Source organism: Roseicyclus salinarum, from assembly GCF_029624655.1.
Lineage (GTDB): Bacteria > Pseudomonadota > Alphaproteobacteria > Rhodobacterales > Rhodobacteraceae > Roseibacterium > Roseibacterium salinarum.
In genome coordinates this window covers 29,294-42,200 of sequence record NZ_JARRSA010000032.1, presented here as the reverse complement: position 1 = coordinate 42,200, position 12,907 = coordinate 29,294, and the positions used below count along the sequence as shown (strand labels likewise).

Here is a 12,907-nt window from a genome sequence, read left to right as displayed (position 1 = left end):
TGCCTCGGCGGCGGCGCATCGCGAGATGGCCGAGATCGCGCAGGGGCGCGATCGCTGCGTCGGCCCCCGGGGCGGGATCGTAAAGCACGAGGCCGAGCCCCGCCTCGCCCGCTGGAGGCACATCTAGGATCATCGCCTCCCGGCCGACGCTCTTGAGCACCAGCGCGGCGTCGAGGCCGTCCTCGCGCAGGTCGTCGGCGCGCGCGGCAAGCCGCGTCCCGCCCGAGCGCCTCAGGCGTTCGGCCAGCGCCCGGATCTCGTCGGTCGCCGTCTCGAGGTCGCGGTCGGAAACCGAGGGCCGCCCCGAACGCCGCGCCGAGACGGGGAACGCCGCGCCCCCCGCGGCGAGCCCCGCTTCGGGGATGGCGTCAGCCATCGTCTGCAGGACGCCGCGGCGCCGCAGACGGCCCGCGGTGGCGAAGCGCCCGGCGAGGAACGCCACGGCATCGGCGGTCTCGGGCGACGCGGCGGCCGAGGGCGCGGCCCCTTCCGTGGCGACCATCACCCGCGACAGGCCGGCGACCCGCGAGATCAGGTCCGGCAAGTCCGTCACCGCCGGAAGCTGCGCGAAGATCCACCCCGTCCAGATGTCGGGCGCGGCCGGAGCCACCACCAGAAGCGCGCCGCCGAGCTTCCGCGCGTTGGGGCGGTCGCCGCGCATCGCCGACAGCGCGGACAGCGCTTCGGCGCCGGCCGCGTCACCGAACAACAGCAAAGGCTGCGCCTCGCCGGGGCCGAGACGGAGAACCGTGCGCAGATGCTGGAGCATCGCCTCTCGTCAGACCTCGATCTTGCCGAACTGGTCTTCGTAGGCCTTGATGGACTGCGTCAGGATCACGGCGAGGCGCTTGGCCGCGAAGGGGCTCATGACGATGCGCTGCGACAGCGTCACGTCGAGCGACGTCTTCTCCTGTACCGTGCCGCGCCAGTGCTGGTGCGTGCCGAACAGCAGGAAGAACTCCTCGCGGTTCGCGGTCGCCGTGCCGATGTTGGCATAGGTGCTCGTCATGTCGGCGTCATCCCAGTTGATGTTGACGCCCCCGAGCGCCTGCGGCGCGCCCTCGACCTTGTCGCTCATCTGCTCAGTCTCCCTTGTCGTGGTCATTCCGCGGCCAGCGCCACCGGTTCGCCCATCATGTCCCCGTTCGAGGCCTGCAGATCAACCCGTGCCAGGATGAAATCGACCATCTGGTTCAATGCGCGGTCGAACGCCACCATGTCCCCGGTCCATGCCAGCGCGAAACGGTCCACCAGCGTGGCGATCAGCGCCGCGCGGATGAGGTCGGGATCGACCCCGTTCGCGATCAGTTCGGCCAGCGCCGCGAGGATCGCCTCGGAGGACAGGTAGTCGAGGATCGCGTCCACCAGCGCGCCGAGGTCCTCGCCGGGCGTCGCGGTGCCTTCGGGCGTGAACTGCTTCGAGAACAGCTCCGGCCGCTCGGTTTCGCCGATCTCGCCGAGGATCCAGTCGAGCTCTCCAGTGAAGTCGAGCGGGCTGCCGATCGCGTCGTCCTGCTGCGCGGCCGAGACCACGTCGATGGCCCCCGGTCCCGCGAAGTTCGAGGTCAGGAGCTTCAATTCGGCCGTCGGTCCGGTGAACCGGTCCGGCCCCCACCGCGCCTCGAAGGTGCCCGCGTAGCCGTCCGAATAAAGCAGGTCGTCCTTGGTGTTGCCGAAGAACGTGTCCGGGCCGAGGTTGCCGATCATGATGTCGGCCCCGCCGTTGCCGTGCAGGTCGTCGTTGCCGCCTTCCTCGAAGGGGAAGTTCGTCTCGACCGCGATCCCCTCGATCATCACGAGGCCCGACCGGTAGCTGAGCGTCCGCTCCAGCAAGGCCGTGTCGCCGATGATCATGTCCTGCCCCTCGCCGCCGAAAAGCTCGTCGGCGCCGAAGCCGCCCCAGATCAGGTCGCGGCCCGCGCCGCCGAGGATCAGGTCCGCGCCGCCGATATCGATGCGAACGCCCTCCAGCCGCGCCAGCCGGTCCACGAGCGATTGCCCCGGCTGCACGCCCGCGAAGCTCAGGACCTCGATCTCGACGAGGTCGCCCGCGAGGATGTCGTCGCCCGTGCCGCCGCGCAGGGTGTCGTCGCCCTTCTGGCCGATCAGGACGTTGTCGCCCGAAGCGCCCTCGGCCGTCACGCTGTCGTCGCCGCCCCGGTCGGGATTGGTCAGCACGATCGTCTCCACGTCGGTGGCGTTGCGGAAGGTCACGGTTCCATCGTCGCCGAGACCCACGTCGTCGCCCTGCCCGACCGCGACGGTGTCGTTGCCGAGGCCCGCGATGACGATGTCGTTGCCCTCGCCCGCGAGGATGCTGTCGTCGCCGCCGAAATCGAGCGTCTCGCTCGTCACGGTGCCGTCCACCGCGCCCGCGGCCGCCGTCAGACCGCCGTTGTCGCCGAGGATCACGTCGCGCCCGGCCCCGGTGTCGAGGCTGTCGCCGCCCGCGCCGCCCGCCACCACGTCGTTGCCGCCAAGCGTCGTGATCGTGTCGTCGCCGCCATCCGCGAAATCGGTCGTCTGCAGGCTGCGCAGCGCGTGCGTGGCGAGGTCGAGCAGCATGGTGCCGTTGTCGCCGATGACGCTGTTGGCGCCCGCGCCGCCGATGACGATGTCCGCGCCCGCGCCCGCGACAATCGCGTCACGGCCCGTGCCGCCCTCGATCGTGTCGTCGCCGCCGGTGGCCGGGGCGGTCGAGGCGAAGGTAACCGTGCCCGCCGCGACGTCCTTCTCGTAGGTGCCGCTGTCGCCGAGCACGATGTTGGAGCCCGCGCCGGTCACGATGCTGTCCGACCCGCCGCCCGCAAGGATGACGTCGTCGCCAAGGCCCGTGGAGATGGTGTCGCCGCCGCCCTCCGCGGGGTCGCGCGTCCCGGCCGTGGTGCGGGTCGGGTCGATCGAGACCTCGCCGCTGTCGCCGAGCACGAGGTTCCCGCCGTCGCCCGCCACGAGGCTGTCCGCGCCGCCGCCAAGGATGACGGTGTTCGCGCCAGCCCCGAGCGTGACGACGTCGTCGCCGTCCTCGTCGGTGTGATCGCTCTGGAGCGAGATGTTCAGCGCGCCGCTGCGGTCGTCGCGCACGATCTCCCCGTCGTCGCCCAGCACGAGATGCGCGCCGAGGCCCATGGTCACGGAATCCGCCCCCTCGCCCGCGACCACGAGGCCGAGGCCGTCGCCGATGCTCACGGTGTCGTCGTTGCCGGCCTGAAGGCTCTCGGCGCTTCTCAGGACGACCTCACGGCCCGAGTAGTCGTCGTTCGGCGTGACGCTGAGCGTGCCGTCGTCGGACAGGACGTAGGCCAGCCCGTCGCCCAGCATCGCCACGTCCGCCCCGCCGCCGAGCACCAGCGCGGCATCGCCGCCGGTGGTGCTGACGCTGTCCGCGCCGTCCGTGCCGTTGGCGGTGCTCGTGAGGCTTTCGGCCAGCGTGTCGATGAGGTTGCGCGCGCGCGTGTCCGCGTCGATCTGCTCCTGCGAGGCGCCTGCGGGTGGCGGCGCGTAGGTGCGCAGCGCCGAGAGGCCGACGGGGTTCAGCGCGATGACGCCCGCATCGCCGATGAAGGCGACCCCACCGTCCTGCGCGTTCACGGTGTCGTCGCCGAGGCCGCCGATGATCACGTCCTTCAGGTCATCGGGACTGTCGGTGCCGTAGAAGCCCGGATCGTCCGTGCCCACGGTGATGACGTCGCCGCCGTCGGTGGCCAGAGCGAAGCCCGTCACCGTGCCCGCCGTGATGTCGAGCGTGCCGTTGTCGGCGATGATGAGGTCACCGCCGAGCCCGCCGTCGATCGAGTCCGCGCCCTCGCCGCCGAGGATCAGGTCGTTGCCGCGCCCTGCGATCACGCTGTCCGCGCCGCCCGCCGTCGAGGCGAAGCTGGTCACGAGCGTCGCCGCCGTCAGCACCTGAGCGCCCTCGGCCCTGCCGAAGTCGCCGATGAAGATGTTGTCGCCGAAGCGGTCGACCAGCGTCTCGCTTTCGCCCGGCGCGGCCGCGCCCGCCACGAGGATGTCGTTGCCCTGCCCGCCGTCCAGCACGTCCGTGCCGGAAAAGGCGCTGGTGGCGAAAGCGGTCTCCACCGATTCCGCGATCAGGTTCGCCGACAGCGTCACCGTCCCGAAATCGCCGAGCAGGATGTCGTTCGCCTCGCCGCCGACGATCGTGTCGCTGCCGCCGCCGCCGATCAGGATGTCCTCGCCGGTGAACCCCGCGAGATCGTCGTCGCCGTCCGCGAGGTTCTCGACCGCGATCGAGATGCCCTGTTGCAGCTGGCTGTCCAGATCGAAGGTCGTGATGTCGATCGGGGCGCCGCCCGCGAAGGCCATGTCGATGATGCCGCCCACGGCGATGTCGTCGCCGATGCCGCCGCGCAGAAGGTCGTCGCCGAGCCCGCCCTGCAGGATCTCGTTGCCGATCTGGCCATAGAGGCTGTCGTTGCCCGCTCCGCCGATCAGCACGTCGGAATCGTCGCGCTGCGCGAGCGCGTTGGTCGCTGCGTCCGCCGCGGCGAGGCCGCTTTCGCCAGCCGCCTTGCCCCAGCCCCAGACCTCGGAGACCGCGGCGCTCACGATGACGAGGTCGCGGTCCGCGCCCGCCTCGATGAAGGCGTCCGCGCCGCCCGCCGTGATCGTGTCCGACCCGTCGCCCGAGAAGATCCTCACCTCGCCGCCGCCGCCCAGCGACGCCGTGATCACGTCGTCGCCGCTTCCGGTGAAGATGGCGTGGTTGCCCTGCCCGACCGTGACGGTCTCGTCGTCGCTGTCGGCGTTCAGCTGCGTGAGCGCGGTGTAGATGTCTGCCAGTCCGGCAAGGTTCACCGTGCGGCTGCCGGTGTCGAAGTTGCCCGTCCCGGCCGCGGTGAGCGTCCCGTCCGCGTTCAGCCCGAAGAAGGCGCGGATCGCCTCCTCGGTGATGCCGCCGCTGGCGAAGGCGGACTGGAACCGGTCGCGGGCGCGGAAATCGTCGTCGCCGAAGTAGATGACGTTGCCGCCGTCGATCTCGACGCTGTCGGTTCCCGCTTCGCCGAAGACGATGTAGGTGCCCGTGGCTCCGGTGGCGGCCTTGATCTCGTCGTCGCCGGTTCCGGCGAAGACGACGTGGACGCCGGTGCGCGGCAGCGTGATCACGTCGCGGCCCGACCCGAGGTAGGTGACGGTCGGCGCCGAGTTCATCGCGCCGAGGTTCACCACGTTGTTGCCTTCGCCCGCCGGGATGACGACCGCCCCCGCGCCAGCGGCAAGGGTTCCCGAAATGGACTTGCCGTCGCTGGCGGCCTGCACGTTGTAGCCGGTGGCGTTGGTGCCGCTGATGGTCACGCTGTCGTCGCCATCCTCGTCGAGGCTGGTCATGTTGGCGCCCGCGCGCGCGCCGATGTTCAGGACGACCGTGCCGCCGTCCGCGTCCGCGCCGATGCGCGCTGGGATCGGGTTGCCGCCGAACGAGATGCTGTCGCTGATGTTGAAGACGGTCGTGGACCACTTGATGTCGGGCAGCGGCCAGGGAAGGCTGATGCCGACCCAGACCCGTAGGAAGAAGCCGTATTCGGCGGTGCCCGCGAAGATGTATCCCAGCGCGTCGATCGGGTTGCTCTGCGCCGCCTCGTAGGCGGCCTCGGCAACGGCGATCAGTTCGGGGATGCGCAGCTTGCCGTCGCCGTTGGGGTCGTTGAACGTCAGCGTCACGCCCGCGTAGCCCGCGGCGTTGACGCCCGCGATCCCGAGGTTCAGCCGGAAGCTCGCGCCGATGTAGACGTCCACCAGCGCGCCGGGCGCGGCGTCGATGAACACCCCGTCGAGCAGGCGTTCAGGATCGAGCGTGTTGACGAAGTTGACGATGCCGCTGAGGTCGTAGCCCGCGGTGAACTTCGCGATCAGCCGCAGCTCGATCGTGGCCTGGAAGACCGAACTGATGATGCTTCGCACCCAGCCCGGCGCGCCGAAGCTGCGCAGCACCTCGTCGCCGATGTCGATCACGCCGGTGTTGATGTTGAACAGTGTGAAGTTGGCGACGATGAGGTCGACGTCCTCGTAGTTGCCCAGAAGGATGTCCATCGCCGAGAACGGATCGCGCAACAGCGGGATCTCGATCGACAATCCGTTCTGCGCATTGCCGAAGACGCCGAATTGCGCGCCCGCCGAGGCTGCCGTGGTCGTGCCGCTCCGCGCGATGTCGCGGCGGTCGACGTCCGAGATGCGCGTCTCGCCCGAACTGACGTTGCCCGCCGAGCCGGTGAAGTCGAAGTCGCCGAACAGGACCCAGCCTCCGGTATCGGCAAGGGTCTGCACGAACGAGGTCACGGCCGCGCCGATCTCGATGACCGTCGAGGCGATCCTGAGGATCGGGAACACGTTGCCGAGCAGGTCGATCACGATCTTGACCGGATCGGCGTTGAGGAACGCGAAGAAGTCCGCCAGCGGATCGACGAACTGCATGATCGGCTCTAGGACCGGCGCGATGATCGCGTCGTAGAGCACGCTCGCGTCGAGGCGGACGTTCTTGAAGGCAAGCTCGGTCAGCCCGAGCCCGGCGGCGGTGGAGTATCCGCCCTTGATGACCACCTCGGCCGCGACGGAAGGGATCGCCTGCACGCCGCCGATCTCGATCGGGAGGCCGGTCGTGGGATCGAGGATGTTGCCCGTCAGCCCGATCTGCAGATCGATCTCGGCCGAGAAACCGAACTCGATCAGCTTCGCGGTGTCGATCTGCGCGGCGTAGACTACCTTCTCGAAGTCGAGGACGCGGCCCAGCCCGTCGCGCGGCGTCACCTGGTCGAAGTTGCGGTAGGCCTCGGTCGAGGTGACGTAGGACCCGCCGGGCGGCGGCGTGCCGTTCACGATGGTCAGGCCGGTGTCGCCGAACAGGTCGGCCGTCAGCGCCGCCGTCAGCTGCGCGGTCCCGCCGGCGTTGGGGTCGATCAGGCCGTCGCTGCCCAGCGTGACCGCCTTGGCGTCGATGCCGAGGACGTTGAACACGCTCATCGAGCCTTCGAAGGTGCCTGCATCGACGATGAACTCGATGCCCGCCTCCGCGTCGTCGGTGTCGTTGAGCAGGAAGAAGCCGTTGCGGTCGTAGCCAAAGCCGATGTTGATGGCGTAGTTCAGCGCCATCCGGATCTTGCTGCCCTTCTCGACCTCGAGGTTGAAGCCGGGGATCCCGAAGTCGAAGTCGATGTCCATCATCTCGTCGAAGATGATGCCGTTGAAGTTCAGGACGCCGTAGACGTAGCTTTCCTCGGTCGAGCCCGAGGTGTCGAGATAGGCCTGCAGGTAGGTGACGCCGTTCGTCCCGAACAGGCTGTTGAGCTGGTCGTTGATGAAGCCCGTCAGCAGGTCCACCGTCGTCGGCAGCGACCCGTCGGGCAGCGGCGTCGAGGCATAGGCGAGCGCAGGCTCGATGATCCGGTAGCGGAAGTCGTCGAAGAAGGTGACGCCCGCGCCGATCGCGTCGCCCACCACGGGCAGGTTGATGTCGCCGAGGAAGTCGTCGAACACCTTCTGCATCTGCTTCAGGATCGCATCGATGCCCTCGAGGACGAGCCGGGGGTCGTTCAGCAGCGACAGGACATTGAGGTTCGACAGGAAGTCGCTCAGGTCGGGCAGCGTGAAGCGGAAATTCGACAGGTCGATCCCGTCGCCGAGGTAGAGCGACACGAGATCGCCCTCGAACACCGCGTCGAGGCTGGACGAAGCGAGGTCGGCCCAGCTTGCGCCCGGCTTCACGCCAAGAAGGACGGTCTGCCAGCTGAGGCTGTCGGTCGCCGGGTCGAACAGGCCGAGGCTGTCGCTCAGCGGCAGCAGCACGTCGATGCCGATCTGCGCGTCGAAGCCGAAGAGGTCGATGAAGCTGGCGGACGGGTCGCTGGCGATGTCGAAGATGTGCTTCAGGTCGTACTGGCCCGCGTTCGCGTCGCCGTCGATGTCGTTTATCGTGAAGCTCAGGAACGCCGCGTCGCCCGAGCCGTCGCCCGCATTCACCAGCGCCTTGCCGTTCACGACGTTTATCTTGAGCGGCCCGAGCCCGAGCTCGACGTTCAGCCCCTCGGCGATGCCGGCGGTGAACTCGGCCACGATGCCCGTCTGCGCCGTGTCGAGGTAGACGCGCGGCGCGCCGAGGGTCACGCTCTCGAACAGGACCTCGCCCACCACGTCGCCGGTCACGACCGAGCCGTCCGCCGCCAGGCCCAGCGCACGGCCGAGGTTCGAGCCGCCGAGCTCCTCGATGCGGAACTCGATCTCGCGCGCCGTGTCCTGCGCCGAGACCTCGAAGGAGATCGCGCCGTAGCCGTTGGCCTCGGCGAAATTCGTGGCCTCCAGCGACAGCGTGCCGCCGTCCTCGGTCATCCTCAGAAGCTGGGAAAGCGCGATGTCCAGAAGCGGGGCGGCCGTGGCGGAAATCGCGTCGCGCCCGATCGAGATCGTTTTCAACAGCTCGTTGACGGCCAGCGCGAAGCCCGCAGCCGTGGTCCGGCCCGCATCGGCGGGAATGTCCACCGCGACCGCTTCGCCGTTGATCGCGAGCGTGAAGGAATGGGCGGCGGCGAAGTCGGCGAAGCCGCCGTCGAGGTCGAGCGTCTGGACGCCCGCAACCTCGGCGGAAGCCGCGCTTTCCGCCCCGAACAGGGCCAGCACGCCGGTGGCGTCGGTCAGGCTGCTCTGGCTGTCGGCGAGCGTCGCGCGCCCGGTCGCCGCGTCGTAGGAGAAGCTGACCGTGGCGCCGAGATCGGCCTGCACGGCGGCGTCGATGGCGGCCACCACCTCGTCCAGCGTGGTGAGGCCGGCGAGTTCGACGAAGGTCTCGGTTGTGGCGCCCGTCTCGGCGTCGGTGCGCACGATCCGCAGGTCGTTGCCACCCTGCGGCCGGAAGTTGACCGAGGACACGCTGGCAAGCTGCGCAAGCGCGAGATCAGCGGCGGCGAGGGTCGAGGGCTCGGCCAGCGTGGGGGACAGGTCGATCCCGAAACTGAAGCGCAGCGACAGGAGCGGCTGGAACACCAGCGAGCCCTGCCCCCCCGCCGCAACGAGGCCCGAGACGGTCGCGGCGAGGTCCGCGCCGATGTAGTCCGCCAGCGCGCCGCCGAGGATTTCCGCAAGGTCGAGCTGGAACGGAAGCTCCTGGCGCGCGTCCTCGAGGAACTTCAGTTCGAGGTCGAAGAGGATGGTCTGCGCCGCGCCGTCCCATGTCAGCGTCACGGTGCCCGGCCCGAAAGCCTGCTCGAGATAGCCCTCCAGCACGTTCAGCGCCGCCTGCGGGTCGCGGCGGAGCTCCTGCAGGGCGGCCAGGAAATCGGCGGCGAAGTCGATCGTGTCGAGGATCGAGAAGTTCAGGAGCGGGATGTCGTCCGCAAGGAACGGCAGGCGGTCCGACAGCGTCTCGCCCACGACGACGAGCATGTTGGCGATGGCGGTCAGCGAATCGAGGATGTCGCCCTGCCCCAGCGCGGTCAGGCCGTCGATGGCGTCCTGCGCCTGCTGCGAGGAACTCAGCAGCTTGAGGTCGAACGTGCCGGCGATATCGCGCAGGTCGAGGACGGTGATGCCGATGCCGTCGATCAGGTTCTCGTTGATGCCCGGAATGCCCGCGACCGTGATCTTCACGTCGCCAAGCTTCAGCAGAAGCTGCGCCAGCGCGTCCGACCCGCCATATGCGAAGGCGTCCACGACCTGGATCTCGGCCGCCGAGCCGACCGGCGCGCGCCCTACCGACAGCCCCTGCCCGTCGCCGTCCACCACGATGCCGCCCGTGAGGTCGTAGCGTCCCAGAAGCGAGGTCAGGCCCGGCGCCTCGATCCTCTGCACGGCGTTGTCGACCATCACGAACTTGTCGGCGACCGCGTCGAAGAGGTTGCGGAAGGTCAGCCTGTCGTTGAAGTCGCCGGCCTGGTCGGTGCCCACCAGCGTCGCCTGAAGCTGGGCGTCGGCGACGAGGAAGTTCGCGGTCGGGTCGGCGGTGCCGATGGCGATCGACACGAGGCCGAGATCGGCCGTTCCCGCGATGGCGGACGCCCCGCCGGTGATCTGCGCGTCGAGCGACAGGTTGGTCAGGAACACGTTGTCCAGAAGCGCGTCCTGCAGGGTGTCCCCGAGCGACGATCTCTCGCCCAGCGCCGAGCCGCCGCTCGCGCCCACGATATCGCCGCCGAACCCCACGAGGTCGATGCCGGCGGCAGACGTGAACGTCGCGTCGATGGACGCAAAGAGCGCCGCGGACAGCGTCAGGTTCTCCGCGATCCCCAGGCCGAGGTCCTGCGTGTTGAAGAACAGCCCGTCGCTTTCGTCGATGGTCTGCGACACGCCGAGATCGGGGAAGCCGAAGATCAGGGCGCCCTCGTCCGTCAACTCCAGCGAGGCGCCCGGCAGCACCTTCGTCAGCTCGGCGTTGACCCAGCCGATCAGGCCGTCCACGTCCAGCGCGCGCAGCAGGTCGCCGGCATTGGTCGAGATGTCGATGGCCCGCGTCTCGCCCGCGTCGAGCGTGAAGCCAAGGCCGTCCCCGGCGGCGTTGATGCCCGCCGTCAGCCCGATGCCGGCGGCATCGAGCGCCGTGTTGAAGTCGGTCACGAGGGCGGCGAGGCTCGCCCAACCGGTCGCGCCCCCCTTCACGTCGAGCGATTGCGCGATCCCGTCCACCACGAAGGAGAAGCGCAGCGAGGTGACGCCCGTCAGCTCGTCGAGCTGCAGGGCGCCGAGATCGCCGGAGGTCGCCTCGGCGAGGAAGCTCAGGACCGCCTCGGTGCGGTTCTCGGCGTTGACGCTGCTCACCGCCGTCAGCGTACCCGGCCCGAACCCGAGATCGGCGAGCGAGAAATCTCCGTCCACCGACTGGTCGAGCTTGCGCGCCGCCGTGAGCGAGAAGGTGTTGTAGGTCGGCGGGTTAGATCCCACCGGGGGCTTCACGTCCGAGGTGACGCGAAGCGCGTTGCTGCCGGTGACCGAAAATGCAAGCCCGAAACTGCCGAGTTGCGCGGTCAGAAGCTGCGCGAGCGCGGACATCCGGCTCGCCGCGTCGAGCGCGGTGTTCACCACGTCCGTTCCCGCGATGTCCACCGTCACCGCCGTCGGCGTCGGGTTGCCCTCGGCGTCGGCCGTGCCGGTGAACACCTCGAAGGTCAGCCGGTCGAAGCCCGCCAGCGCGTCCAGCTGTCCCGTGGTCGGCGTGTCCGCCGTCTGCGTGTCGATTGTCGGCGAGAACGACAGCCGCTCGATATCCTCGACGAAGCCGAGCAAGGCCTTGTCGATCGCGAAACGCTCGGCCAGTCCCGTGAAGAAGCCTGCGAGCTCGGCCATCACCGCACCGAGGTTCAGGTCCGTCAGCGGCACCGCCACGTCGAAGGCGGCGTCCCGCAGCGCGCCTGCGACCGTGTCGCCCACGTCCAAGAGGAACTGGATGACGTCGCCAGTGCCCATCGCGGCGAGCGTGCCGATCGCCTGTTCCAGCTGCGCCTGCAGAGCGGGATCGAGGCCGGCGCCCGACAGGTCCACGTCGAAGCCGATCGTGGCGTTCTCGAGGAAGGTCTGGATCCGCCCCGCCGCGCCCTCGGTGTCGAGGATCGTCGACAGCGTGAGCGTCGTCGCGAAGGTCAGCGGCGTCGCGGAGAAGTCCAGCGTGCCCGCCGCGTCGAGCGTCACGAGGTCGTAGGACGTGTCGGCCAGGATGTCGGCATAGGCGCCCGCGCCGGCCTCCCATATGCGGGCGTCGACCTCGATGGAGGCGCCGTCGCCGAAGAAGGTGATGCCGGGCGTGCCGGTGAAGGCGACCTCTCCTCCGAGGTTGAGGTTCGCCGACGGGGTGACGAACAGCCCCAGGCGCGCGGTCTCGAGCGACGTGGCCTCCAGCTCGAGGATGCCGAGCTTGAGGGATGCGTCCGCCGGAAGCGTCACCGGGCCGCCAAGCTCGAGGAGCGGGGCGAAGGTGAAGTCGTGGATGTCCACGCCGATCGCGTCGAGCGTGTCGCCGGTCAGGGCGACGCGGCTGTCGATGTCGAAGCCCAGAAGCGCGCCGTCGCTGCCGACGCTCACGTCGAAGGGCAGCGAGATGCCGGGCACGAGCTTTTGCAGCACCTCGCCGAAATCCGCGATCGTGTCGGGCACGACGACAGAGACGCCGACCGATGTCGCGGTCGTCTGGGTGAAGTCGATGATGGTCTGCCCGTCGAGCGCGATGTCGGCGAGCGCGACCGACAGGTTGCCCCCCGGAAGACCCAGCACGCCTGCGACGGCATCGTCGAAGAGACCCGTGGCGGTGGCCACGTCGACGGACCCGAGGCGGCTTGCGTTCGCGGTCAGGAACGCGTCGCGGTCCGCCGTCACGGTGCCATCGGCGAAATTCGAGTAGGCGTAGAGACCGGCGACCTCGGCGGTCGTGAAATCGGCTGCCGTGTTGCCGTTGGCGGTGTTCAGGCGGTTGTTGAAACCTGCCGCGACATCTGCCGCGAAGGTGCCGTCGAGAAGACCCGCAATGCTGCCGTCGGTCGCGTCGCGCAGCGCGGTGATCGCCTCCTTGATGCGCGAGACGGCCTCGGTGACGGCGTTCAGGTCGTCCGTGCCCAGCGCTCCGGTGGTGTCCACCACGGTCTCGACCGCCGCGAAGGCCTGGTCAGCGCTCTGGCCGAAGGTGTCGAGGAAGGCGGAGACGTCGCCGAACTGCTGCTCGAAGATCTGCGCGACGCCCGAAAGCGCCGAGGTCAGCGCCGTGGTGCCCGACAGGTCCCATTCGAGATTTGCGTCGAGCAGCAGGCGCGGCTCGAGCGGGAGGATCCGATCCTCGATGCGGGTCGGAACGGGCTGCACGGCGCCGCCGTCCTCGTTCGCCACCGGATGTCTAGGCGCGCCCATGACCAGATCCCTTCACCGCTCCCCACGCTTCCGGGGGCCGACCCTCGACGTTCCGTTCGGCAATTTCATGGCGCTA

At 69.2% G+C, this 12,907-nt stretch carries 3 protein-coding genes; all 3 read right to left on the bottom strand.

Annotated features, from left to right (window positions below):
- A partial coding sequence (locus tag P6F26_RS16645; RefSeq protein WP_278029833.1) for a hypothetical protein occupies nt 1-769 on the bottom strand: 769 nt, incomplete at its 3' end.
- Nucleotides 770-778: 9 nt separating this feature from the next.
- Nucleotides 779-1,078 carry a DUF3467 domain-containing protein gene (locus P6F26_RS16640; RefSeq protein ID WP_278029832.1) on the bottom strand — a complete coding sequence of 100 codons (300 nt, stop codon included), beginning with the start codon at nt 1,076-1,078 and terminating at the stop codon, nt 779-781.
- Nucleotides 1,079-1,101: 23 nt separating this feature from the next.
- Entirely contained in the window at nt 1,102-12,831 is an 11,730-nt protein-coding gene (locus tag P6F26_RS16635) for a beta strand repeat-containing protein (RefSeq protein ID WP_278029831.1), read from the bottom strand.
- Nucleotides 12,832-12,907 lie beyond the last annotated feature (76 nt).

Bases quoted from the DNA above. Each gene is read 5' to 3' on its own strand.
- P6F26_RS16640 (WP_278029832.1), bottom strand. From the start codon at position 1,078: ATGAGCGACAAGGTCGAGGGCGCGCCGCAGGCGCTCGGGGGCGTCAAC.
- P6F26_RS16635 (WP_278029831.1), bottom strand. From the start codon at position 12,831: ATGGGCGCGCCTAGACATCCGGTGGCGAACGAGGACGGCGGCGCCGTG.